General features: G+C 69.6%; 21 protein-coding genes. All 21 read right to left on the reverse strand.

The features are described 5' to 3' along the window. Positions 1–3: 3 nt before the first annotated feature. The 21 genes from atpA to nrtL all read right to left on the reverse strand — a co-directional run bounded on the left by atpA (position 4) and on the right by nrtL (position 24,139). Positions 4–1,575: a F0F1 ATP synthase subunit alpha gene (atpA, locus tag OG844_RS20505; RefSeq protein ID WP_329207311.1), complete on the reverse strand. Its 1,572-nt coding sequence runs from the start codon at positions 1,573–1,575 to the stop codon at positions 4–6. A 143-nt stretch (positions 1,576–1,718) separates the two neighbouring features. Beyond that, a complete protein-coding gene (locus OG844_RS20510; RefSeq protein ID WP_406392133.1) occupies positions 1,719–2,534 on the reverse strand; it encodes a F0F1 ATP synthase subunit delta in 816 nt (271 codons plus the stop codon). Next, entirely contained in the window at positions 2,531–3,076 is a 546-nt protein-coding gene (locus tag OG844_RS20515) for a F0F1 ATP synthase subunit B (RefSeq protein WP_406392134.1), read from the reverse strand. Before OG844_RS20515 ends, OG844_RS20510 begins: the two co-directional genes overlap by 4 nt. A gap of 43 nt (positions 3,077–3,119) precedes the next feature. Continuing rightward, positions 3,120–3,350, reverse strand: coding sequence for an ATP synthase F0 subunit C (atpE, locus tag OG844_RS20520; RefSeq protein WP_024884520.1), 231 nt, complete (start codon positions 3,348–3,350; stop codon positions 3,120–3,122). A 70-nt stretch (positions 3,351–3,420) separates the two neighbouring features. Further along, positions 3,421–4,242 carry a F0F1 ATP synthase subunit A gene (gene atpB, locus OG844_RS20525; RefSeq protein ID WP_406392135.1) on the reverse strand — a complete coding sequence of 274 codons (822 nt, stop codon included), beginning with the start codon at positions 4,240–4,242 and terminating at the stop codon, positions 3,421–3,423. Positions 4,243–4,467: 225 nt separating this feature from the next. Further along, positions 4,468–4,905 carry a hypothetical protein gene (locus tag OG844_RS20530; RefSeq protein ID WP_406392137.1) on the reverse strand — a complete coding sequence of 146 codons (438 nt, stop codon included), beginning with the start codon at positions 4,903–4,905 and terminating at the stop codon, positions 4,468–4,470. 265 nt (positions 4,906–5,170) lie between these two features. Next, positions 5,171–6,556 carry an MraY family glycosyltransferase gene (locus OG844_RS20535; protein ID WP_406392139.1) on the reverse strand — a complete coding sequence of 462 codons (1,386 nt, stop codon included), beginning with the start codon at positions 6,554–6,556 and terminating at the stop codon, positions 5,171–5,173. An 84-nt stretch (positions 6,557–6,640) separates the two neighbouring features. Next, positions 6,641–7,921: a serine hydroxymethyltransferase gene (gene glyA, locus OG844_RS20540; RefSeq protein WP_406392141.1), complete on the reverse strand. Its 1,281-nt coding sequence runs from the start codon at positions 7,919–7,921 to the stop codon at positions 6,641–6,643. Positions 7,922–8,111: 190 nt separating this feature from the next. Continuing rightward, a complete protein-coding gene (locus OG844_RS20545) occupies positions 8,112–8,753 on the reverse strand; it encodes a protein-tyrosine-phosphatase (RefSeq protein WP_351165903.1) in 642 nt (213 codons plus the stop codon). Further along, entirely contained in the window at positions 8,750–9,397 is a 648-nt protein-coding gene (locus OG844_RS20550; protein ID WP_329207325.1) for an L-threonylcarbamoyladenylate synthase, read from the reverse strand. Before OG844_RS20550 ends, OG844_RS20545 begins: the two co-directional genes overlap by 4 nt. A 67-nt stretch (positions 9,398–9,464) precedes the next feature. After that, positions 9,465–10,310 carry a peptide chain release factor N(5)-glutamine methyltransferase gene (prmC, locus tag OG844_RS20555; protein ID WP_329207327.1) on the reverse strand — a complete coding sequence of 282 codons (846 nt, stop codon included), beginning with the start codon at positions 10,308–10,310 and terminating at the stop codon, positions 9,465–9,467. Between the two features lie 42 nt (positions 10,311–10,352). Next, positions 10,353–11,429, reverse strand: coding sequence for a peptide chain release factor 1 (gene prfA / locus OG844_RS20560; protein ID WP_351165908.1), 1,077 nt, complete (start codon positions 11,427–11,429; stop codon positions 10,353–10,355). A 159-nt stretch (positions 11,430–11,588) separates the two neighbouring features. Then, a complete protein-coding gene (rpmE, locus tag OG844_RS20565) occupies positions 11,589–11,813 on the reverse strand; it encodes a 50S ribosomal protein L31 (protein WP_328905900.1) in 225 nt (74 codons plus the stop codon). A gap of 178 nt (positions 11,814–11,991) precedes the next feature. Then, positions 11,992–13,095 carry an LCP family protein gene (locus tag OG844_RS20570; RefSeq protein ID WP_406392145.1) on the reverse strand — a complete coding sequence of 368 codons (1,104 nt, stop codon included), beginning with the start codon at positions 13,093–13,095 and terminating at the stop codon, positions 11,992–11,994. Positions 13,096–13,524: 429 nt separating this feature from the next. Continuing rightward, positions 13,525–15,306: a trypsin-like serine protease gene (locus OG844_RS20575; protein ID WP_406392147.1), complete on the reverse strand. Its 1,782-nt coding sequence runs from the start codon at positions 15,304–15,306 to the stop codon at positions 13,525–13,527. A gap of 210 nt (positions 15,307–15,516) precedes the next feature. Further along, positions 15,517–17,607 (reverse strand): transcription termination factor Rho, encoded by a 2,091-nt coding sequence (gene rho / locus OG844_RS20580; RefSeq protein ID WP_406392149.1) that lies wholly within the window; start codon positions 17,605–17,607, stop codon positions 15,517–15,519. A gap of 390 nt (positions 17,608–17,997) precedes the next feature. Further along, positions 17,998–18,915 (reverse strand): homoserine kinase, encoded by a 918-nt coding sequence (gene thrB, locus OG844_RS20585; RefSeq protein ID WP_384613476.1) that lies wholly within the window; start codon positions 18,913–18,915, stop codon positions 17,998–18,000. A gap of 277 nt (positions 18,916–19,192) precedes the next feature. Beyond that, positions 19,193–20,263 carry a threonine synthase gene (gene thrC / locus OG844_RS20590; protein ID WP_329207338.1) on the reverse strand — a complete coding sequence of 357 codons (1,071 nt, stop codon included), beginning with the start codon at positions 20,261–20,263 and terminating at the stop codon, positions 19,193–19,195. A gap of 6 nt (positions 20,264–20,269) precedes the next feature. Next, on the reverse strand, positions 20,270–21,571 hold the full coding sequence (locus tag OG844_RS20595) for a homoserine dehydrogenase (RefSeq protein WP_406392151.1): 1,302 nt from the start codon (positions 21,569–21,571) through the stop codon (positions 20,270–20,272). A 95-nt stretch (positions 21,572–21,666) separates the two neighbouring features. After that, the gene (lysA, locus tag OG844_RS20600; protein ID WP_406392152.1) at positions 21,667–23,058 is read right to left on the reverse strand and encodes a diaminopimelate decarboxylase; all 1,392 of its coding nucleotides are present in this window, start codon (positions 23,056–23,058) and stop codon (positions 21,667–21,669) included. Positions 23,059–23,077: 19 nt separating this feature from the next. Then, a complete protein-coding gene (nrtL, locus tag OG844_RS20605) occupies positions 23,078–24,139 on the reverse strand; it encodes an ArgS-related anticodon-binding protein NrtL (RefSeq protein WP_406392154.1) in 1,062 nt (353 codons plus the stop codon). Positions 24,140–24,210: the final 71 nt, after the last annotated feature.

Consider the following 24,210-nt stretch of genomic DNA (forward strand, 5'->3'; position numbering starts at 1 on the left):
CGATCAGCCCTCGCCCAGAAGCTTGCCGTCCGAGGTCTCGAACTGCTGCTTGAAGGCTGCGATCGCGTCGGCGATCGACTGCAGCGTGTCGTCGGACATCTTGCCGCCCTCGGCGATGCTGGTCAGGAGGTCCTTGCGCTCACGGCGCAGGTACTCCAGCAGCTCGCCCTCGAAGCGGCGGATGTCCTCGACCGGGACGTCGTCCATCTTGCCCGTGGTGCCGGCCCAGACGGAGACGACCTGCTCCTCCATCGGGAACGGGGCGTACTGGGGCTGCTTCAGCAGCTCGACCATGCGCTTGCCGCGCTCCAGCGAAGCCTTGGAGGCCGCGTCCAGGTCGGAACCGAAGGCGGCGAACGCCTCCAGCTCGCGGTACTGGGCGAGGTCCACGCGCAGACGGCCGGAAACCTGCTTCATGGCCTTGTGCTGGGCGGAGCCACCGACTCGGGAGACCGAGATACCGACGTTGAGCGCCGGACGCTGACCCGCGTTGAACAGGTCGGACTCCAGGAAGCACTGGCCGTCGGTGATGGAGATGACGTTGGTCGGAATGAACGCCGACACGTCGTTCGCCTTGGTCTCGACGATCGGGAGGCCCGTCATCGAACCGGCGCCCATGTCGTCGGAGAGCTTGGCGCAGCGCTCCAGCAGACGCGAGTGCAGGTAGAAGACGTCGCCCGGGTAGGCCTCACGGCCCGGCGGACGGCGCAGCAGAAGCGACACGGCGCGGTAGGCGTCGGCCTGCTTCGAAAGGTCGTCGAAGATGATCAGAACGTGCTTGCCGTCGTACATCCAGTGCTGACCGATGGCCGAACCGGTGTACGGCGCCAGGTACTTGAAGCCGGCCGGGTCGGACGCCGGGGCGGCGACGATGGTCGTGTACTCGAGCGCGCCGGCCTCTTCCAGGGCACCTCGCACGGAGGCGATGGTGGAACCCTTCTGACCGATGGCGACGTAGATGCAGCGCACCTGCTTGTTCACGTCGCCCGAGCGCCAGTTGTCGCGCTGGTTGATGATCGTGTCGACAGCCAGAGCGGTCTTACCCGTCTGACGGTCACCAATGATCAGCTGACGCTGGCCGCGGCCGATCGGCACCATGGCGTCGACGGCCTTGTAGCCGGTCTGCATCGGCTCGTGCACCGACTTGCGGACCATGACGCCAGGGGCCTGCAGCTCGAGGGCGCGGCGGCCTTCGGTCGCGATCTCGCCGAGACCGTCGATCGGGTTGCCGAGCGGGTCGACGACGCGGCCGAGGTAACCCTCGCCGACGCCGACGGAGAGCACCTCACCGGTGCGCTGCACCGGCTGGCCCTCCTCGATTCCGCTGAACTCGCCGAGGACGATCGCACCGATCTCGCGCTCCTCGAGGTTGAGGGCGAGACCGAGGGTGCCGTCCTCGAACTTCAGCAGCTCGTTCGCCATGGCGGAGGGCAGGCCCTCCACCTTCGCGATGCCGTCGCCGGCAACGCTGACCGTACCGACCTCCTCGCGCGAGGCCGCGTCCGGCTGGTACGACTGGACAAAGTTCTCCAGTGCGTCCCGGATCTCCTCCGGCCGGATCGTGAGCTCCGCCATCTGGGTTCCCTGCTCTCCTTGTTGGGCCCGAAGTTTCTTAAGGGGGTCTGGGGGCGACCCCCAGGAATCTTCTGCAATTTCTGCACGGCCCAACCGGGCCGCTGTTCTTGCTCGTTCAGTTGGTGCGGTTGCGCTGCTCGCTGTCAGCCGGCCATCCGGCGGGTGGCCTCTTCGAGGCGCTCCGCGATCGTGCCGTTGATGACCTCGTCACCGACGCGCACCGAGATCCCGCCGAGGACCGCGGGGTCCACGTCCAGGTTCAGGTGCATCTGCCGGCCGTAGATCTTCGCCAGAGCGGCGCCGAGGCGCTGCTTCTGCCGATCGGACAGCGGCACCGCCGAGGTGACGACGGCGACCATGCGGTCCCGGCGCTCCGCGGCGAGCTTGGACAGGGAGTCGAGTCCCGCTTCCAGGCTACGTCCACGGGGCTGGGTCACGAGACGCGTGACGATGCGCTCGGTGACGGGCTGCGCCTTGCCGCCGAGCAGGCTGCGGAGCAGCTCGCCCTTGGCGGCGGTGGACGCCGTCCGGCTGGTCAGCGCGGAGCGCAGTCCCTTGTCGGAACCGACGATCCGGCCGAACCGGAACAGCTCGTCCTCGACGTCGTCGAGCGCGCCGCTGCGCTGGGCGGCGGTGAGGTCTGCGGTGTTCGCCAGTTCCTCGACCGAGTCGACCAGGTCACGCGACTGCGACCAGCGGGAGCGGACCATGCCGGAGACCAGGTCCACGGCTTCGCCGCCCACCTGACCGCGCAGCAGCCGTCCGGCCAGCTCGGCCTTCGCCTCGCCGCCCTGCGACGGGTCGGTGAGGACCCGGCGCAGCGATACCTCGCGGTGGAGCAGCGCGGTGACGGCTGCCAGCTCCTCGGCGAGCTTCGCCGCGTCGACCGACGTGTTGTCGGTCAGTGCGTCGAGACGCTCACGTGCGGCAGCCAGTGCCTCGCGGCTCGCTCCGTTCATCGGACAGCCTCGGCCTTCGCCTCGAGCTCGTCGAGGAAACGGTCGACGGTGCCGCTCTGCCGGGCGTGGTCCTCGAGGGACTCTCCGACGAGCTTGCCGGCCAGGGCGGTGGCGAGCGTGCCCACGTCCTGGCGCAGCGCGGAAGCCGCGGCCTTGCGGTCGGCCTCGATCTGGGCGTGGCCGGCGGCGATGATCTCTTCGCGCTGCCGCTGACCTTCCGTCCTCATCTCCTGGATGATGACGGCACCCTGCTCCTGCGCCTCCTGGCGCAGACGGGCGGCTTCGTGGCGGGCCTCGGCGAGCTGAGCCTTGTACTGCTCAAGAACGCTCTGGGCCTCGGTCTGGGCCGCATCGGCCTTTTCGATACCGCCTTCGATGGCCTCGCGACGCTCTTCCAGAACCTTGTTGATGTTCGGGAGGAGCTTCTTGGCGAGGAAGCCGAAGACGATGAGGAAGGCGATGAGGCCGATGACGAGCTCTGGAATCGGCGGGACGAGGGGATTTTCCATCTCCTCGGCCGCGACCGTAAGCAGCTGGCTCACATCAGTGCCTTTCGTCTAGGTGGCTGGTCGTGGATCCGAAGATCTACTTGCCGTAGACGAACGGCATGACCAGACCGATGAGGGCGAGCGCCTCACAGAAGGCGAAGCCGAGGATCTGGTTGGCGCGGATCAGGCCGGCAGCCTCGGGCTGACGGGCAAGAGCCTGGGTGCCGTTACCGAAGATGATGCCGACGCCGACGCCGGGGCCGATGGCAGCGAGGCCGTAACCGATGGAGCCGAGCGAACCGGAGACAGCGGCAAGGGTCTGGGACATGCCTGTTCTTCCTTTTCTTTACGTACCGGTGGGGGTTGGCCACCGACGACTGTGGTCAGGGAGCAGGTGCTCAGTGGTGCTTGGCGAGCGCGCCCTGGATGAAGGTGCAGGTCAGGAGTACGAAGACGTACGCCTGCAGCGCCTGGATGAAGAGCTCGAACGCGGTCATCACGATGACCATCACGAACGAGACGCCGGCGTAGGCGATACCGATGCCGTTGAGCAGGTACCAGCTGGCGATCGTGAACAGCAGCAGCAGGGTGTGACCCGCGAACATGTTCGCGAACAGTCGCACCGCGTGCGTGAACGGCCTGACCAGCAGGTTCGAGAAGAACTCGATGAACATGGCCAGCGGCAGCACCGGGCCGAGCGACTTGTCGTAGCCGGTGATGTTCTTCCAGCCACCGATGAAGCCGTGGCGCTTGAAGGTCAGGCTGACCCACAGCACGTAGACGATCGCCGCCAGCACCGCCGGGTACGCGATGATCGACGTCACGGGGAACTGGGCGACCGGAATGATCGACCAGAGGTTCATCATCCAGACGAAGAAGAACAGCGACACGACCAGCGGGACGTACTTCTCGCCCTCGCGCTTGCCGATGGTCTCGTAGACGATGCCGCGACGGATGAAGTCGTAGCCCATCTCCGCGATCGACTGCAGCTTGCCGGGGACCATCTTGGGCTTCCGGAACGCCGCCCAGAAGAAACCGACGATGATGAGCGAGCCGAGGAGCGCCAACAGCATCGGCTTGTTGAAGTACAAGTTGCTGTCCGGGTCACCCCACAGCGGCTCGAACAGGAACGAGTGCAAGCCGGGTGCCGGGAAACCACAACCGTCGAAGATGTGGCAATCGGTCTCGAAGGCGAGCACCTGTGTCGGGTCAGCACTCACCGCGGGCTCCTTCAGCGTGGCGCATAGGTACGGCAACCTCGATGTGTCGGCGCGGCGCACGGCCGCGGTTCGGCACTGGACTGGTGTTACGAATGTGTGAGCGGCAGTCAGGCATTGAGCCTCGCGATCGAGCAGGCGTCAGCTCACATGCCCGCGCCCGCAGTGCCGCAGTTGAAACCGGACGATAGCAGGGTCCGGAGAGCACCCTTATTCCGCCCCTACCCTTCACGCCGACGGGCCCTTCTTCTTGGGCTTGTCACCCTCGCTGGACTCGGGTTCGACGTAGAGGATCTTGGCCTTCATGTGCGCACGCGCCTGTGCGCCGATCCACACGAGAGTCGTCGCAACCAGCGTGATCGCGAAGGCCTTCGGGTTGAACAGCGAGGTGTCCTTGAACACGGCGACGAAAATGAACAGCAGCAGGAGCTGTGCCGTATACAGCATCAGCCCCATTGCCTGGAACAAGTGCGGCAGGGACTTGGCGGTCCGTTCCAGGACCACGAGTCCGATCCCCATGAAGAGAATCACGACCAGCGTCGCAACGACCGCACCCAGGGCTCCCTTGCCACCGGCGATGCCGGCGCTGATCGCGGCGGCAACTGCGCCGGCGACAGCGGTGGGCACGGCGGCCTGGAGGAGAGTCCGGACGTCGTTGGACGGCATGGCGGCAACTCCGCTTGTGCAGGGGGTGGGCAGTGGTGTCGTCATGGACGAGCGTAGGCCCGGTCCGAGTCGATGCCTCGGGCCGATGGACCGTCTCACTAGGGTCCTTCGGCTCCGTCACCGGGCTTAGTGAACGGTATCACAAACTATTTGATGAGGTCTTTACCTGGAAAGTGTGCCAACTGTCACACATGAGAGTTAGTCCGCGCGTGTGTGCAGGACAACACGGCACATTGCCTGGTAATGAGCCTCGGCGTCCGAATCGTCAACGCGACGAATCGGCGCGGTCACGATTGCCGAACCGAGAACGGGCGCCGATCGCGGTCGCCCCGTTGACGCCGGAGACGCCCACGGCCACCGGGACCTGTTCCGGGGTCCCGGAGGCCATCTGCGAGCCTGCGGGCTGCTGTTGATCCTTCGGGGCCTCCCCCGCAACGGCGTACGAGCCCCGCTCCCCCGCCTCGTCACCGCCGCGGCGCCGGTAGCGCGGCGGCACGAACGCCTCCGCCCAGCGGGGAGCGCGCGGGGTGAAGCGCGGCATGAGCAGCAGCACCAGACCCACGGCGCTGAGGCCCACGATCACCAGGACGATCCACAGCGACGCCGAGTGCACGGAGTAGCCGACCGCGCCGAACGCGATCAGCGCGGACCAGAAGTACATGATCAGCACGGACCTGCTGTGCGAGTGCCCGATCTCCAGCAGCCGGTGGTGCAGGTGACCGCGGTCGGCCGCGAACGGCGACTGTCCGTTCCAGGTGCGACGCACGATCGCGAGCACCAGGTCGGCAGCCGGGATCGCGATGATCGTCAGCGGCAGCAGCAGCGGGATGAAGACGGGCAGCATCGCGTGGGTCGCCTGCCGCTCGCTGCCCTCGAAGAGCTTCATGGCGTCCGGGTCGACCTGCCCGGTGACGGAGATCGCACCCGCGGCCAGCACCAGGCCGATCAGCATCGACCCCGAGTCGCCCATGAAGATCCGGGCCGGATGCATGTTGTGCGGCAGGAAGCCCAGGCACATGCCCATCAGGATCGCGGCGAAGAGCGTCGCGGGGGCCGCCGCCTCGATTCCGTACCCGTACCAGAGGCGGTAGGTGTACAGGAAGAACGCCGCGGACGCGATGCAGACCATGCCGGCCGCGAGGCCGTCCAGGCCGTCGACGAAGTTGACCGCGTTGATGGTGATCACGACCAGCGCGACCGTGAGCAGCGTGCCCTGCCACTGGGTGAGGGCGACCGTGCCGACGCCGGGGATGGGCAGCCACAGGATCGTCAGACCCTGGATGACCATGACCGCTGCGGCGATCATCTGCCCGCCGAGCTTGATCAGCGCGTCGATCTCGAACTTGTCGTCCAGGACGCCGATCAGCCAGATCAGCGCGGCGCCGGACAGCAGCGCACGCGGTTCGTTGGAGAGCTCGAAGACACCGTTCAGGTTGAACAGGTGGTCCGCGACGATCAGTCCCGCACACAGTCCGCCGAACATGGCGATGCCACCGAGCCGCGGTGTCGGTTCTCGATGTACGTCGCGCGCACGGATCGCGGGCATCGCCCCGACCGCGATGGCGAACTTCCGCACCGGCCCGGTCAGCAGATAGGTAACTGCGGCCGTGACACAGAGCGTCAGCAGGTAATCACGCACGGGCTGCCCCACAGATTTCGCCGACCATCTCAGCCCCACACCCTAGTCTCATGAACAAGGACTCCAAGGTACGGGTGATGGTTGCACAGACATCGCCTACCCCGGGTACGGCGGATTCCGCTCTGTGAGTTGACGCACCTCGGCCCGCAGCCGTTCCGCGTCGGCCCCGTCCCGTACGGCCGCGCCGAACAGGGCGGCGATCCGCGCCATGTCGGACTCGTCCATGCCCTGGGTGGTGACGGCCGCGGTGCCGAGCCGGATCCCGCGGGCGTCCCCGTACGGCAGGGCACAGGTGTCGAGGACCATGCCCGCCGCGACGAGCCGCTCCCGGGCGGTGCGGCCGTCGACGCCCAGCGGGCCGGGGTCGGCGACGACGATGTGGGTGTCCGTACCGCCCGTGGTGATCTCGAAGCCCTCGGCCTCCAGTCCGGCGGCGAGCACCCGCGCATGGGCGACCACCTGGTGGGCGTAGAGCGCGAAGGCCGGGGTCGCCGCCTCTCCGAACGCGACGGCCTTGGCCGCGACGGTGTGCATCTGGGCGCCGCCCTGGGTGAACGGGAACACCGCGCGGTCGAGCCGCTCGGCCAGCTCCGCGCCGCACAGGATCATGCCGCCGCGGGGCCCGCGCAGCACCTTGTGCGTCGTGGCGCACACCACGTCCGCGTACGGGACGGGGCTGGGCGCAGCTCCCCCGGCGATCAGGCCCATCGGGTGGGCGGCGTCGGCGATCAGATACGCGCCGACCTCGTCGGCGATGTCCCGGAACGTCTCGTAGTCGGGGTGGCGCGGGTACGAGATCGAGCCGCAGACGATCGCCTTGGGGCGGCGGGCGCGGGCCAGGGCGCGGACCTGTGCGTAGTCGATGAGCCCGCTGTCGGGGTCGACGCCGTATCCGGTGAAGTCGAACCAGCGGCCGGAGAAGTTGCCGGGGGCGCCGTGGGTGAGGTGCCCCCCGTACGGGAGTCCCATGGCCAGTACGGTGTCGCCGGGGCGCAGCAGCGCCGCGTAGGCGGCCAGGACCGCCGAGGAGCCGGAGTGGGGCTGCACGTTGGCGTGCTCGGCGCCGAAGAGCGACATGGCACGCCTGACAGCGACGCGTTCGGCCTCGTCGGCCTGTTCGCAGCCGCCGTGGTGGCGGGCGCCCGGGTAGCCCTCGGCGTACTTGTTGGCGAGCGGGGAGCCCAGGGCGGCGAAGACCGCGGGTGAGCTGAAGTTCTCTGCGGCGATGAGCTGCAGCGTGCTCGACTGGCGCAGGACCTCTTCCTGGAGGATGCCGGCGATCTCCGGATCCTGTCGGGCCAGCGCGCCGAAGTCCTGCGGCAGCGCGGTGTCGGACGGGGGCACGGCTGCGGGTGCGGCTGGAGTGGTGACCGGCATCTGACGGCTCCGGGCCTGGGAAGGGGGCTGGCTTCAGATCCAATGTAGGCCCGCTCCGCGCCCCTTGCCTGCCGCCGTGCGGCCCCGTACGCCGGTCGGGCGCACTCGGGGCCCGGGTGCCCGCCGGTGAGGGTCCGCGTACCCGTCGGCACGGGGCCGGCTCGGGCGGCTCCCGCGGCTCCCGGCGGTGTCAGTGCGGGTCGCGCACGCCCGTCAGCGCGGTCACCACGGGATCGAGCGCCTGGTTGATCTCGTCGCCGATGGAGCGGAAGAACGTGATCGGGGCGCCGTACGGGTCGTAGACCTCGTCCGCCTCGGCGGTGGGCGCCAGCAGCCAGCCGCGCAGTGCCGCCGCCGCGCGCACCAGTGCGCGGGCGCGCTCGACGACGCCCTCCTCGCGGGCGTCGGGCAGCGTCGCGGGGTCGATCGCCCGGACGAGCCGGGTGAACTCCTTCAGGGTGAAGGTCCGCAGGCCCGCCGAGTGGCCCATGGAGATCACCTGGGCGCGGTGGTCGCGGGTGGCGGTGAGGACCAGGTCGGCGCGGATCACGTGCTCGTCGAGCAGCTCGCGGCCGACGAAGCCGGTGGCGTCGGCGCCGAAGTCGGCGAGGACGACCTCGGCGTTGGCCTCCATGGGCGCGCCTTCGTGCCCCCAGGTGCCCGCGCTCTCCACGATCAGGCCGCCGCTGAGCGGATCGCCGAGGCGGTCCACCAGGGCATGGCGGGTCAGCCGCTCGGTGATGGGCGAGCGGCAGACGTTGCCGGTGCTGACGTGGAGGATGCGGAAAGTGTCGTGTCGCCCCGCTATGCCACGCCCCTCAGGGGCGGTCAATTGGCCACCTCGAGGTCGGGCACTACCTTCCGGAGGTCCTCGACGGACAGCGCGCCGGCCCGCAGCAGCACCGGGACCTTGCCGGTGACGTCGACGATGGAGGACGGGACGATGCCGGGGGTCGGACCGCCGTCGAGGTAGACGGACACGGAGTCGCCGAGCATCTCCTGGGCCGCGTCGCAGTCCTCGGGCGAGGGGTGTCCGGTGAGGTTGGCGCTGGAGACGGCCATCGGGCCGACCTCCGTGAGGAGCTCGATCGCGACCGGGTGCAGCGGCATCCGGATGGCGACGGTGCCCCGGGTGTCGCCGAGGTCCCACTGCAGTGAGGGCTGGTGCTTGGCGACGAGGGTGAGGGCTCCGGGCCAGAAGGCGTCGACGAGCTCCCACGCCTGCTCGGAGAAGTCGGTGACCAGGCCGTGCAGGGTGTTCGGGGAGCCGATCAGCACGGGCGTCGGCATGTTGCGGCCACGGCCCTTGGCGTCGAGCAGGTCGGCGACACCCTCGGAGCTGAAGGCGTCCGCGCCGATCCCGTACACGGTGTCCGTGGGCAGCACGACCAGTTCGCCGCGGCGGACGGCGGACGCGGCTTCACGCAGGCCGGTCGTACGGTCGGTCGCGTCGTTGCAGTCGTATCGCCGTGCCATCAGCCGGCCTCCTCGGACATGTACGGGTCTGGCGGGTAGGGGTGGTGCGCTTCCGGTGTCCCGGTGGTCACGGCATGGCCTTGCGTGCCGTGGCGAACCGGGGCCGGTTGTTCAGGTCGGGGTGGTCGGCCGCGTCGGCCCAGCCCCGCTCCTCGGTGAAGATCCACGGCACCTGGCCGCCCTGGGTGTCGGCGTGCTCGATGACGACGAGACCGCCGGGCCGCAGCAGACGGTGCGCGGTGCGTTCGATGCCCCGGATGGTGTCGAGGCCGTCCTCACCGGAGAAGAGCGCCATCTGCGGGTCGTGGTCGCGGGCCTCGGGCGCCACGTACTCCCACTCGGTGAGCGGGATGTACGGCGGGTTGGAGATCACCAGGTCGACCTGGCCGTCGAGCTCGGGGAGGGCGCTCAGGGCGTCTCCGCGGTGGATGGTGACCCTGGACCCCTCGGCGTTCTTCCGCGTCCAGCGCAGGGCGTCCTCGGACAGCTCCACGCCGTGCACGCGCGAGCGCGGCACCTCCTGGGCCATGGCGAGGGCGATGGCGCCCGATCCCGTGCAGAGGTCGACGATCAGCGGTTCGACGACGTCCATCGCGCGGACGGCGTCTATCGCCCAGCCGACGACCGACTCGGTCTCCGGGCGGGGCACGAAGACGCCGGGGCCTACCTGGAGTTCCAGGTAGCGGAAGAAGGCGCGGCCGGTGATGTGCTGGAGCGGCTCGCGGGCCTCGCGGCGGGCGATCGTCTCCCAGTAGCGGGCGTCGAAGTCGGCGTCCGGCACATGGTGCAGCTCGCCCCGCTTGACGTCGTGCACGAATGCGGCGAGTTCCTCGGCATCGAAACGCGGCGAGGGGACACCGGCGTCGGCCAGCCGCTGAGTGGCCTGGGCCACCTCGGCGAGCAGCAGGTTCATCGCGGTTCTCCGTACAGGTTCACGTGCGGGGCGGGGCGCAGCTTATGCGGCGGCGAGCTTGGCGGCGGAGTCGGCGTCCACGCAGGCCTGGATGACGGCGTCGAGTTCGCCGTCGAGCACCTGGTCCAAGTTGTACGCCTTGAAGCCGACGCGGTGGTCCGAGATCCGGTTTTCCGGGAAGTTGTACGTGCGGATCTTCTCGGACCGGTCGACGGTACGGACCTGGCTGCGGCGGACGTCGGAGGCTTCCTGCTCGGCCGCTTCCTGGGCCGCGGCCAGCAGCCGGGACCGCAGGATGCGCATGGCCTGCTCCTTGTTCTGGAGCTGGCTCTTCTCGTTCTGGCAGGAGGCGACGACGCCGGTCGGCAGGTGCGTGATGCGGACCGCGGAGTCGGTGGTGTTGACGGACTGGCCGCCGGGTCCCGAGGAGCGGTAGACGTCGATGCGCAGGTCGTTGGCGTGGATCTCCACGTCGACCTCCTCCGCCTCGGGCGTGACGAGCACACCGGCGGCGGAGGTGTGGATACGGCCCTGCGACTCGGTGGAGGGCACGCGCTGCACGCGGTGCACGCCGCCCTCGTACTTCATCCGGGCCCAGACGCCCTGACCGGGCTCGGTGGCACCGTTGCCGCCCTTGGTCTTCACGGCGACCTGGACGTCCTTGTAGCCGCCGAGCTCGGACTCGGTGGAGTCGATGATCTCGGTCTTCCAGCCGACGCGCTCCGCGTACCGCAGGTACATGCGCAGCAGATCGCCGGCGAACAGGGCGGACTCGTCGCCGCCCGCGCCCGCCTTGATCTCCAGGAGCACGTCCTTGTCGTCGCTGGGGTCGCGCGGGACCAGGAGGAGCCGGAGCTTCTCGGTGATCTCTTCGCGCTGCTTCTCCAGGACCTTGACCTCGGCGGCGAAGTCGGGGTCGTCGGCGGCGAACTCGCGTGCGGTGCCGATGTCGTCACCGGTCCGCTTCCAGGACCTGTACGTGGAGACGATCGGGGTCAGCTCCGCGTAGCGCTTGTTGAGCTTGCGCGCGTTGGCCTGGTCGGCGTGGACCGACGGGTCGGCGAGCTTCTTCTCGAGATCGGCGTGTTCGCCGATCAGTTCCTCGACCGCCTCGAACATCTTCGGGCTCCTGGTTCCGTGCGTCATACGTCTTCGGGCCTGCTGGACGGCGTGCTGCCGACCGTGCGGTCCCGAGGACGCCCCGGGACCGCACAGCCGGAAAAAACGCCGGCCCCGGCGCCCCCGCAAGAGGGCGCCGGGAACCGGCGCAATGGCTCGCTACTTGGCGGCGGAGCCGGCAGCCTTGCCGAAGCGGGCCTCGAAGCGGGCCACACGGCCACCGGTGTCGAGGATCTTCTGCTTGCCCGTGTAGAACGGGTGGCACTCGGAGCAGACGTCGGCGCGGATCGCACCGTTGTCGATGGTGCTCCGGGTGGTGAACGACGCACCGCAGGTACAGCTGACCTGGGTCTCGACGTACTGGGGGTGAATGTCGCGCTTCAAGGTGTCTCCTAGTTTCGGGAGGGCGCCGGGTCGTACGCGCGGATTGCGCGTCCGTGAACCGGGACCGACGTACCAGTCTGCCAGGACCGGCCGTATCTCCCAAAACGGAGGACCGGCCGCGCATATTCCCCGCGCGTTCCGGGAACACTCCGCGACCACCCGGTGACGAAAAGCGCCGTCACCGTACGACGTCTCCCGCTTCGCCCTTGTCGCCGGCCGACTTCGCGGTGGCGGACGCGGGGATCGGCAGGTCCCGCTTGAGCGCCGCCCACACCTGCCGGTCCGCCTTTTCCTGCGGCAGCACACGGTTCGGGTCGGCCGGGTCGTACTCGACGGGCAGCGTGACCATGTGGACGTCCTCGGAGCCGAGGCCCTTCAGTCCGTTCGCGAAGCCGGTGAGCTTCTTGACCGACGCCAGCTCCGAGTCGGTGGTGACGGCCTTCGTCGCGGTGTCGGCGAGGCCGAAGAGCGTCTTGGGGTTCGAGAACACCCCGACGCTCTTCGCCTGGTCCATCAGCGCCTTCACGAAGGCCTGCTGGAGCTGGATGCGGCCCAGGTCGCTGCCGTCGCCGACGTCGTGGCGCGTACGGACGAGGCCGAGCGACTGCTCCCCGCTCAGGGTGTGCGGACCGGGCTTCAGCGCGAGATGGCTGTCGGGGTCGTCGATCGCCTGCGAAGTGGTGATCCTGACGCCGCCGAGCTCGTCGACGAGCTTCTTGAACCCGGTGAAGTCGACCTCGACGTAGTGGTCCATGCGGATGCCCGACATCGACTCGACGGTCTTCACCGCGCAGGCCGGTCCGCCGACCTGGTAGGCGGAGTTGAACATCGTCCCGTGCTCCGCGCCGACCTGCTTCCCGGTCGTGTCGCTCGTGCAGGCAGGACGGTCGACGAGGGTGTCCCGCGGGATGGAGACCACGCTCGCGGAGGTGTGCCCCTCGTTGACATGGACGATCATCGCGGTGTCCGCCCGCGCGGAGCCTTCGTCGGCGCCGTACCCGGAGTTCGCGCCGGAGCGGGAGTCCGATCCCAGCACCAGGATGTCCTGCGAACCGTTGTCCACGTCGTCGGGGCGCTGCGTACCCAGTGCGGCGTTGATGTTGACGCCCTTGAGGTTGCCGTTGAGCGTGACGTACGCGTAACCGAGCCCGGATCCTCCGGCCACGACCACCGCGGCGGCGGTCCACAGCGCCACGGTCTTCACCCGGCGGCCCCGCGAGGGTTTCCTGCGGCGGCTGCCGGTGCCCCGTATTCGGCCGGTGCTCCTGCTCTGCTCGCTCATGCGGCTCCCTCGGTCGTCGGCTGCTCCCTGCTGCCCTGCCGCCTCGAGAAGAGGCTCGGCGGTGGCCGTGTCGACACGATGTCGGACCCCGAAGCAGGGAAAAGAGTTGCACAGGCGGACATGGGGCCCGGGTGACCGTTCCCGGCGGCACGGGGGCCTCCCTCGCTCCCGGCGTGCCCCGAATCAGGGCCTCACCTGCGTGTTCTCCGCGCGACACAGGGGCGCGTCCCGGCGGGGCGCCGGGTCCGCCGCTGTGGGAAAGGTCTCCCGGCAGATGCGAACCAGGTAAATTTCCGTACATATATGGACAGTTCATGCCCGCCCGGGCTGTCCGGCTGTCCGGGAAACAGTCCAGGAAGGGGTACGGGGAGAGAGAAACCGGCCCCGGACCATGAAGGTCCGGGGCCGGTTCCGGCCTGCGATGAACCATCAGCCGAGCAGGCTGTAGGACTTCCAGCCCGTGCCGAGCTTGATCCTCGCCGCAGTGGCGAACGGGACCGTGGCCGAGCCCGTGCTCTTGTACGCCCAGAGCTCGCCCGCGGCGTCGCGGACGATGAAGTCGGCGCGGCCGTCACCCGTCACGTCACCGGTCGTGGCGTACGCGGTGAAGTTCCAGCCGCTGCCCACCTTGACGCGTCCGGAGAACGGGGCGGAGGCGGAACCGGTGCCCTTGTACATCCAGAGCACCGCCTGGCCGTCGCGGGCGATCAGGTCCGGCTTGCCGTCCCCGCTGTAGTCGCCCTTGCCGTACACCTGGTACGAGCTCCAGCCGACACCGATCTGCACCTTGGGTGCGAACGTGCCGTTGCCCCGGCCCGTCCACAGGAACAGCTTGCCGGTCGAGTCGTTGGCCGTCAGGTCCACCAGACCGTCGCCCGTCACATCACCGGTGAAGGTGATGTTGCGCAGGTTGGTCCAGCCGGTACCGATCTTGTGCTCGGTGTAGGCGTCGGCGGCACTGTCGTAACCCCACCACCAGAGCTCGCCCGCCGTGGTGCGGTAGACGTAGTCCTGGAAGAAGTCACGGTTGACATCGGCCTGGCGGACCAGGTTGATGCCTTCCCAGTTGCCTACCGACTCGCGGCTGCCGACCGAGGTGCCCCGCGAGTAGTAGTTGAAGCCCTCGCCCGTCGACGCGCGGGCGAACAGGTCCGCCTTGTCGTCGAAGTTGAGGTTGGCGTCGTCGATGCGGGGGTTGACCAGCCCGGCGAACGTGGCGGTCTTGGCGTACACGCCGTACGCACCCGCTGCCACGCAGTCGGTCCGTCCCCAGGAGACGACACCGGCGATCCGGCCGTTGACCACGAGCGGCCCGCCCGAGTCGCCGTTGCACGGCGAGACCGTGCCGGCGTCCTGGCCGCTGGCCGGCGTTCCGGCGCAGACCATCTGCCCCGCAACGAAGTCGCTGCCGAAGTAACCGGAGCACGCCGAGTCCGCCTGCACGGGCACGGAGGCCTTGAGCAGGGTCGGCGAGATGTCGTCGCTGGTGGAGCTGGTGCGCCCCCAGCCGTAGACGGTCGCCGGCGTGCCGGTCTTGTAGCGCGCCGTGTCACCGGACGCTGCCGGCTGCAGCGTCTTGTACGGGAGCGCGGAGCCGAGCGTCAGAACGGCGACGTCGCCCTTGATGGCGGCGTCGTCGTAGTTCGGGTTGACCCACTGACGCCAGACGCCGACCGCCGTACCGCCGTGGAGGTCGTCGCCGACCGGAAGCTGCGCGGTGCCGCCGAGGACGGCTCCGTTCGCCTGCCAGTCCAGACCGTCCACGCAGTGCGCGGCGGTGAGGACCTTCGCGGGGGCGACGAGCGTGCCCCCGCAGAAGTAGCCCTCGTCATCGGTCTCGTCGGCCGTGCCCTTGTCGTCGTAGTAGTGCAACTGCACCATCCACGGGGCCTCGCTGAGCGTGGCGGGGGTACCACCGATGATCTTCGGGTCGATGGTCCGCCCGGAAGCCTCCGGCGTGGGCTCCGAGCCGTTGTCCGCTTCTGCGGGTGCACCGGACCCGCCCTGCTGCAGCTCCGCGACCGAACCCTTGACGGTTTCGCGCAGTTCGGCCTGCGAGGCCGTCGAGCGCTGCTGAACGCTCTGCTTTCCGGCCGGCTGGGGCGAGTCGGTGGCCTGCGCGGGAACTGCGGACAGGGCCGCGGTTCCCAGCGCGAGCGCGGCGACCGCCGCGGGGAAGGTGATGAAGCCCTTCCGTCTGCCAGATGTCACTCAAGAATCCCTTCGATCGACGCGGCGCAACGCGAGTACGGCGCCGGGTAGTTGCACTCGAAGGAGAGAGAAAGACGCCCACTGGAACACCACACAGTGGGCGTATCGAAAATACGTTCCCCCCCACATATAGCCAGCTGATCCTACAACGCAGAACTGCCCTCGTCACCAGTGTGACGAGGGCAGTTCTGCGTGACTCCTGATGCGACGTCAGTCGTTGCCGTTACCCGGCGTCGTCTTCTGGATCTGGAGCAGGAACTCCGCGTTGGACTGCGTCTTCTTCATGCGGTCCAGGAGCAGCTCGATCGCCTGCTGCTGGTCGAGTGCGTGCAGCACCCGGCGCAGCTTCCAGACAACCGCAAGCTCGTCGCTGCCGAGCAGGATCTCTTCCTTACGGGTGCTGGACGCGTCCACGTCCACCGCCGGGAAGATGCGCTTGTCCGAGAGCTTCCGGTCGAGCTTGAGCTCCATGTTGCCGGTGCCCTTGAACTCCTCGAAGATCACCTCGTCCATGCGCGAGCCGGTCTCGACGAGCGCGGTGGCCAGGATCGTCAGCGAGCCGCCGTCCTCGATGTTCCGCGCGGCACCGAAGAAGCGCTTCGGCGGGTACAGCGCGGTCGAGTCGACACCACCGGACAGGATGCGGCCCGAGGCCGGTGCGGCCAGGTTGTACGCACGGCCCAGGCGGGTGATCGAGTCCAGCAGGACGACCACGTCGTGACCCAGCTCCACGAGGCGCTTCGCGCGCTCGATGGCCAGCTCGGCGACCGTGGTGTGGTCCTCGGCGGGACGGTCGAAGGTCGAGGAGATGACCTCGCCCTTCACCGACCGCTGCATGTCGGTGACCTCTTCCGGACGCTCGTCGACCAGGACGACCATCAGGTGGCACTCGGGGCTGTTGACCGTGATCGCGTTGGCGATCGCCTGAAGGATCATGGTCTTACCGGTCTTCGGCGGGGCCACGATCAGGCCTCGCTGGCCCTTGCCGATCGGGGCGACCAGGTCGATGATCCGGGTGGTCAGGATGTTGGAGTCGGTCTCCAGACGGAGCCTGTCCTGCGGGTACAGCGGGGTCAGCTTCTGGAACTCGGGCCGGCCGCGGCCGGTCTCCGGCGCCATGCCGTTCACCGAGTCGAGGCGGACCAGCGCGTTGAACTTCTCGCGGCGCTCGCCGTCCTTGGGCTGGCGCACCGCACCGGTGACGTGGTCACCCTTGCGCAGGCCGTTCTTGCGGACCTGGGCGAGCGAGACGTACACGTCGTTCGGTCCCGGCAGGTAGCCGGAGGTCCGGATGAACGCGTAGTTGTCGAGGATGTCCAGGATGCCCGCGACGGGGATCAGGACGTCGTCGTCGGCCACCTGGACGTCGGTCGCGAAGTCCTCGCGGCCGCGACGGCCACGGCGGTCGCGGTACCGGCCCCGACGGCCCCGCCGGCCGCCCTCGTCGTCGTAGGCGTCGTCCTGCTGACCGCCGCCGCCCTGCTGGCCCTGGCTCTGGCCCTGGCCACCCTGGCCCTGGCTCTGGCCCTGGCCACCCTGGCCCTGGCTCTGGCCCTGACGGCGCTGGCCGCCGCCCTGCTGGCCCTGGTCGTCGCCCTTGCCGCGCCGGTCGCGCTGACGGTCACGGCGGTCACCGCGCTCGCCACGCTCACCGCGCTGGCCGCGGTCCTGGCGGTCGCCGCGGCGGCCCTCGGCGGTGTCGGCGGCGGACTCGGCCTTCGCGTCACCCTTCGCCTCGCCGCGCTCGTCGCCGCGGTCCTGACGGCCCTCGGTCTTCGGCTCGGCCTGCGGCTCCGTCTTGGCCTCGGCCTTGACGTCGCCCTTGGTGTCGGGGCTGCCCGCCTGCGCGGTCGCCCGGCGACGACGACGCTCGCCCGTGGGCTGGTCGTCGCTGGCCGGCTGACCGGGGATGTCGATCTGCTGCTGGGCCGCGGGCTTCTCGGCCGCGGCGGCGGACTCGTCCCCCGTACGCGACTTGGACGTGGCACGCCGCTTGGGCTTGCTCTCGGCGTCCGTACCGGCGGGGGCGGCAGCAGCCTTGGAGGCAGTCTTGGGTGCGGAGGAGCTCCCGGCCTGCGCCTCCTTGATGACCTCGATCAGCTGGCTCTTGCGCATCCGCGCAGTTCCCCTGATGCCGAGGCCGGACGCGACCTGCTGCAGCTCGGCCAGGACCATGCCCTCGAGGCCGGTGCCGGAGCGGCGGCGCCGTGCGGTGGTGCCAGTGGCAGCACCTTCGGCGGGCGCAGAGCTGTCGACGTTCTTGTCGGCAGTCACGCCCATCAGATCGGTGGTGTCGCTCACGAAGGGTCCTTCCCTGGAGCGGACGTCGGCCTTCTGGCTCGGCGACCGGTTGTGCTGTCCGACTACGGTCTGTTGATCTTTTCGATCGCGGACCTTGCCGGGGCGGTGGTCCGCCGGGTACGGCGGAGAGATGAATGTGCGGGGTTCCGGCTCGAGATCCCCCTGCTCGGCCCACTCCTGGACGAGCAAGAGGGTGTCGTGCCGGTTCCGGAGCGTGCTCGAAACTGCTCAGGCAGGCTGCTCAGGCAGTCGGGGAGGCTCCCGGAAGAGTGGTGGTCCCGAAGGGGGACGCGAAGCAACGCGCCACAAAGACGTCGATTGCTGACTTGAGGTTAACACTACCGGCTCCAACAAACATTCCCCCTCTCATGCACCGGCAATCACGTGCGCTTACGCAGCGAGCGGCAGCACGCTCGCGCCCGTGGTGTCGAGCGCGAGCCGGTTCGCGGCCCATCCCTCACCCGCCAGGCGGGTGACCTTGTCGGCCGAGCCTTCCTCCGTCAGCGCGAGCACGGTCGGCCCCGCTCCGGAGATGACAGCAGGGACGCCGTCGGCGCGCAGCCGGTTCACGAGTTCCACGCTCTGCGGCATCGCGGGCGCCCGGTACTCCTGGTGGATCCGGTCCTCGGTGGCGGCGAGCAGCAGCTCGGGGCGCCTGGTCAGGGCCTCTACGAGGAGGGCCGCACGACCGGCGTTGGCAGCGGCGTCCACGTGCGGAACCGTGCGCGGCAGCAGACCGCGTGCCGTCTCGGTGAGTACCGGCGTGGCCGGGACGAAAACCACCGGAACGACGGAATCCGCAGGATCCATCCTGATGGCCCTGGCCGCTCCGCCGTCCATCCACGCGAGCGTGAAACCGCCGAGGAGGCAGGCCGCGACGTTGTCGGGGTGCCCTTCGATCTCGGTGGCCAGCTCCAGCAGGGCCGCGTCGTCGAGGCGGGCGTCGCCGCCCGTCGTCACCGCACGCGCGGCGACGATGCCGGCGCAGATCGCGGCGGACGAGGAACCCATGCCCCGGCCGTGCGGGATGCGGTTGGCGCAGACGATCTCGAGGCCGCGGGGCTGGCCGCCGAGCAGGTCGAAGGCCGTGCGCAGGGAGCGTACGAGCAGGTGGCTCTCGTCGCGGGGCAGCGTCTCGGCGCCCTCACCCGCGATGTCGATGTGCAGCCCGGAGTCGGCGACCCGGACGACGACGTCGTCGTAGAGCCCCAGCGAGAGGCCCAGGGCGTCGAAACCGGGGCCGAGGTTGGCGCTGGTTGCGGGGACGCGCACCCGGACGGCGGCAGCTCGGAACGCGGGACCGGCCATCGGTTGGACGACTCTTCCTGTACGGCGGCGGGGATGTCGTGCGGGGTGATGCGGGCGGGGCCCTCGGCGTGCGTGAGGCGGGCGCCGAAGTGCCGGAATGGGGTACCCGGCAGCCACTACGGCGACTGCACCGCGGCGTATGCGCGGGGCGGGTTGACTACAGCTTATCGAAGGAAGGTTCTGTGGCGACATAGGGCGCACAGGAGGCGCACGATGCGTGTCGCACGCCTCCTATGCGCTCTCCACCCGAAAAGGCGGCTGAGCTGCGAAGTGCCGGTTACACCAGACCCAGCTTCTGGGCTGCGGTGACCGCGTCCACAGGGACCGTGACCGGCTGCGGAGCGCCCGCGACGGCCCAGTCGGGGTCCTTGAGGCCGTTGCCCGTGACGGTGCAGACGATCTTCTGGCCGGGATCGACCTTGCCCTCTTCGGCGGCCTTGAGCAGACCGGCCACGGAGGCGGCCGACGCGGGCTCGACGAACACACCCTCCTGGGAGGCCAACAGGCGGTAGGCGGACAGAATCTGCCGGTCCGTCACCTCGTCGATGAAACCGCCCGATTCGTCCCGGGCGTCCAGGGCGAACTGCCAGGAGGCCGGGTTCCCGATGCGGATCGCGGTGGCGATGGTCGCCGGGTCCTTGACGATCTCGCCGCGCACGATGGGCGCGGAGCCGGACGCCTGGAAGCCCCACATGCGCGGGGTGTGCGTGGACAGTCCGTCCCCCGCGTACTCCTTGTAGCCCTTCCAGTAGGCCGTGATGTTGCCCGCGTTACCGACCGGCAGGACATGGATGTCGGGGGCGTCGCCGAGCGCGTCGACGATCTCGAACGCGGCGGTCTTCTGGCCCTCGATCCGCACCGGGTTGACCGAATTGACCAGCGCCACCGGGTAGTTGTCCGAGAGGCTGCGGGCGAGGGTCAGGCAGTCGTCGAAGTTGCCGTCGACCTGGAGGATCTTCGCGCCGTGGACGAGGGCCTGCCCCATCTTGCCGAGCGCGATCTTGCCCTGCGGAACGAGCACGGCGCAGACCATGCCGGCCCGCACCGCGTACGCCGCGGCGGACGCGGAGGTGTTGCCGGTGGAGGCGCAGATGACGGCCTGCGCGCCCTCCTCCTTGGCCCGGGTGATCGCCATCGTCATGCCGCGGTCCTTGAACGACCCCGTGGGGTTGGCGCCCTCGACCTTGAGGTGCACCTCGCAGCCCGTGCGCTCGGAGAGAACCTGCGCCGGAACGAGCGGCGTGCCACCCTCACGGAGCGTGACGACCGGCGTCGTGCTCGTGACCGGAAGACGGTCCCGGTACTCCTCGATGATGCCGCGCCACTGGTGGGTGCCCTTGCTGGTCATGGGTCCTTACTCCCCTTCAACACGCATGATGCTGGCGACACCGCGCACGGTGTCCAGCTTGCGCAGCGCTTCGACGGTCCCGGAGAGGGCTGCGTCGGGCGCGCGGTGGGTGACGACGACGAGGGATGCCTCGCCGTCTCCGTCCTGTCGACTCTGCTGGCGGACCGTATCGATGGATACGCCCTGTTCGGCGAAGACCGTTGCCACCTGGGCGAGTACGCCAGGCTTGTCGGCCACGTCGAGACTGATGTGGTACCGCGTGACGACCTCGCCCATGGGGCTGACCGGCAGACGCGTGTACGCGGACTCACCTGGGCCGGTGGTCTCGCCGATCTTGTTGCGGCAGACGGCGACCAGGTCGCCGAGGACCGCGGACGCGGTCGGGGCGCCACCGGCGCCGGGACCGTAGAACATCAGCTGCCCGGCCGCCTCGGCCTCGACGAAGACCGCGTTGTACGCCTCGCGGACGGAGGCCAGCGGGTGGCTGAGCGGGATCATCGCGGGGTGCACGCGGGCGGTGACGGACCTGCCGTCGGCGGCACGCTCGCAGATGGCGAGGAGCTTGACGGTGCAGCCCATGCGGCGGGCGGAGGCGATGTCGGCTGCGGTGACCTCGGTGATGCCCTCGCGGTGCACCTCGCCGATCTTCACCCGGGTGTGGAAGGCGATCCCCGCGAGGATCGCGGCCTTGGCCGCGGCGTCGAAGCCCTCGACGTCCGCGGTCGGGTCGGCCTCGGCGTAGCCGAGCGCGGTGGCCTCGTCGAGCGCCTCGGAGTAGCCCGCTCCGCTCGTGTCCATCTTGTCGAGGATGAAGTTGGTCGTGCCGTTGACGATGCCGAGCACCCGGTTGACCTTGTCCCCGGCGAGCGACTCGCGCAGCGGACGTACGAGCGGAATGGCACCGGCCACGGCGGCCTCGTAGTAGAGGTCCCGGCCGTACTTCCCTGCGGTGGCGTGGAGGGCGGAGCCGTCCTCGGCGAGCAGTGCCTTGTTCGCGGAGACGACGCTCGCACCGTGCTCGAAGGCGGTCGTGATGAGCGACCTGGCGGGCTCGATGCCCCCGATGACCTCGACGACGACGTCGATGTCGCCCCGTTTGACCAGGGCGGTCGCATCGGTGGTGATCAGCGCGGGGTCGATGCCCTCCCGCACCTTGGAGGGACGGCGCACGGCGACACCCGCGAGCTCGACCGGCGCACCGATGCGCGCGGCGAGGTCGTCGGCGTGCGTCGTCATGATGCGAGCCACCTCTGAGCCGACCACTCCACAGCCCAGCAGCGCCACTTTCAGCGGACGCGTACGCATCATCCGACCTCGTTTCTCATACTTCAGATGTGTGGAACAGTCTCACTCACCGGACGGGAGTTTCTGTCACCCGTCCGGATCCTGAGACCTTTATTTCATCAGCCGACATCGAGACGCAGAAGATCTTCCTCCGTCTCGCGCCGGACGATCACCCGCGCCTCGCCGTCACGCACGGCGACGACCGGGGGGCGCAGGGCGTGGTTGTAGTTGCTCGCCATGGAGCGGCAGTACGCCCCGGTGGCCGGCACGGCGATCAGGTCGCCGGGGGCCAGGTCCGAGGGCAGGAAGGCGTCCTTGACCACGATGTCGCCGCTCTCGCAGTGCTTGCCGACGACGCGCACGAGCATGGGATCGGCGTCGGAGCTGCGCGAGACGAGGGAGACGCTGTACTCGGCGTCGTACAGCGCGGTGCGGATGTTGTCCGACATGCCGCCGTCGACACTGACGTACGTGCGCAGGCCCTCGAGGGGCTTGATGGTGCCGACCTCGTACAGCGTGAACGCGGTGGGTCCGACGATGGCGCGCCCCGGCTCGACGGAGATGCGCGGGGTCCGCAGCTTCGCCGACTCGCACTCGCGGGTCACGATGTCGCTGAGCGCCTTGGCGATCTCGTGCGGCTCGCGGGGGTCGTCCTCGGAGGTGTACGCGATGCCGAGGCCGCCGCCGAGGTCGATCTCGGGGAGCTCGATGCCGTGCTCGTCGCGGATCTCGGCGAGCAACTGCACCACGCGCCGCGCGGAGACCTCGAATCCGGCCATGTCGAAGATCTGCGAGCCGATGTGCGAGTGGATGCCGATGAGTTCGAGCCCGTCGAGCGTGAGTGCCCTGCGCACCGATTCGGCGGCCAGTCCGTCGGCCAGCGCGATACCGAACTTCTGGTCCTCGTGCGCGGTCGCGATGAACTCGTGGGTGTGGGCCTCGACGCCGACCGTCACGCGGATCTGTACGCGCTGGCGCTTTCCGAGCTGCTGGGCGACGTGCGCGACGCGGACGATCTCCTGGAAGGAGTCGAGCACGATCCGCCCGACACCGGCCTCGATGGCCCGCTCGATCTCGGCGACGCTCTTGTTGTTGCCGTGGAAGGCGATGCGCTCGGCGGGCATCCCGGCGTCCAGCGCGGTGACGAGCTCGCCGCCGGAGCACACGTCGAGGTTCAGTCCCTCTTCCTGGAGCCAGCGCACGACGGCACGCGACAGGAAGGCCTTGCCGGCGTAGAACACATCGGCGTCCGGCCCGAAGGCCTCGGCCCAGGCGCGGCAGCGGGCCCGGAAGTCGCTCTCGTCGAGGAAGTACGCCGGGGTGCCGAACTCCTCGGCCAGCCGGGCGACTTCGATCCCGCCGACGGTGAGCGCACCGTCCGTGTCACGGGTGACGGTGCGGGCCCAGACCTTCTCGTCCAGCACGTTCAGGTCGGTCGCCGGGGCGCTGTAGTGGCCCTCGGTGAAGACATCGGCGTGACGGGGCCCGGCGGGGTGTGCGGATCGGCTCATCGTTCTGCTCTCTCAGGTCTCAGAGGTGTTCGGGCGCGCTGATGCCGAGCAGGAACAGGCCGCCTGCCAGCACCCTCCCGGCGGCTTCGGCGAGAGCCAGCCGGGAGCGGTGGGCGGCCGAGGGTTTCTCGTCGCCGACGGGGAGCGGCGGGTTCGTGTCGTGGAGGTCGAAGAAGGCGCGCGCCACCGTCTCCAGGTGCCGGGCGACCCGGTCGGGAGCATGGTGGCGGGCGGCGGAGGCGAGTGCGCCGGGGTGGTCGGCGAGCGCGGCATGCAGTGCGGGTGCGTCCACGTCCTCGTCGTACGCGCCGGCGAAGCCGAGCTGCTGCGCGCTCCTTGTGAGGGCGCGGGCGCGCGCGTGGGCGTAGCGGACCAGGAAGAGCGGGTTGGCCTCACCCTGCACGAGGAGCTCGTCGCCCAGCGGGGCGTGGTCATGGGCCGCGGGCCGCAGCAGGCCCCACAGCGCGGCGTCCCGCCCGAGGCGCTCCAGCAGCTCTGCGGCGGTGGCGCGGGCGGGCACGGGGCGGATCTCGACGCTCTCCTCCGGCCCGTGGCGAGGGCCGACCACGACGCCCAGCCGTTCCCAGCCGGGGTCGGTCGCTCCGGTGCAGCCGATGAGCACCTGGCCGCCCTGCGTCCTCAGGAGGCGCCCGACCGCCTGGGCGTGGACCGCGGCCCGGATCTCGGGAGGGTGGTGGAGCCGGTGGAGCCGCCCGGCGTCGGTGGTGCACCGTCCGTACCGGAGGCCCTGTTCCCGTACGTCGCGTACGAGCGCGGCGCGGGCGGCCGTGTCGGCGGACGCGTCGAGCGTGAAGTTCAGAAAACCGGGCCCGGTGATCTCGACCCGTCCGATGCCGGGCGCCGCCGCCACCCGGTCGCGCAGGATGCTCGCGACCTCCCGGGCGGGGAGCGCGGCGGGTCCGGCCAGCTGGAGGGCTACGGCGCAGGCGTAGTCGCCGCTGCCACCGGGCCGTGTCCGCTCCACCCGCACGCGCGCGGGCACGGGCGCGCGCAGGACGTCCTCGTCGACCGCGCGGCGCACAGCGCGCAGCACGGTTCGGGAGAGCTCTGCGGGGGTCACGGGACAAGCGTATGGGAGGGAGGGGGGCACTTCGCGACCCCGTTTCGCCATCCGGTCACCCGCGCGGCCCG

Source organism: Streptomyces sp. NBC_00887, assembly GCF_045207585.1.

Coding starts and splice junctions, on each gene's coding strand:
- lysA (WP_406392152.1), bottom strand. CDS start 23,058: ATGAGCCGATCCGCACACCCCGCCGGGCCCCGTCACGCCGATGTCTTC.
- OG844_RS20550 (WP_329207325.1), bottom strand. CDS start 9,397: ATGGCACGGCGATACGACTGCAACGACGCGACCGACCGTACGACCGGC.
- prfA (WP_351165908.1), bottom strand. CDS start 11,429: ATGTTCGAGGCGGTCGAGGAACTGATCGGCGAACACGCCGATCTCGAG.
- OG844_RS20570 (WP_406392145.1), bottom strand. CDS start 13,095: ATGAGCGAGCAGAGCAGGAGCACCGGCCGAATACGGGGCACCGGCAGC.
- OG844_RS20530 (WP_406392137.1), bottom strand. CDS start 4,905: ATGCCGTCCAACGACGTCCGGACTCTCCTCCAGGCCGCCGTGCCCACC.
- OG844_RS20595 (WP_406392151.1), bottom strand. CDS start 21,571: ATGATGCGTACGCGTCCGCTGAAAGTGGCGCTGCTGGGCTGTGGAGTG.
- OG844_RS20510 (WP_406392133.1), bottom strand. CDS start 2,534: ATGAACGGAGCGAGCCGCGAGGCACTGGCTGCCGCACGTGAGCGTCTC.
- prmC (WP_329207327.1), bottom strand. CDS start 10,310: ATGAACCTGCTGCTCGCCGAGGTGGCCCAGGCCACTCAGCGGCTGGCC.
- glyA (WP_406392141.1), bottom strand. CDS start 7,921: ATGCCGGTCACCACTCCAGCCGCACCCGCAGCCGTGCCCCCGTCCGAC.
- atpA (WP_329207311.1), bottom strand. CDS start 1,575: ATGGCGGAGCTCACGATCCGGCCGGAGGAGATCCGGGACGCACTGGAG.
- thrB (WP_384613476.1), bottom strand. CDS start 18,915: ATGGCCGGTCCCGCGTTCCGAGCTGCCGCCGTCCGGGTGCGCGTCCCC.
- thrC (WP_329207338.1), bottom strand. CDS start 20,263: ATGACCAGCAAGGGCACCCACCAGTGGCGCGGCATCATCGAGGAGTAC.
- atpE (WP_024884520.1), bottom strand. CDS start 3,350: ATGTCCCAGACCCTTGCCGCTGTCTCCGGTTCGCTCGGCTCCATCGGT.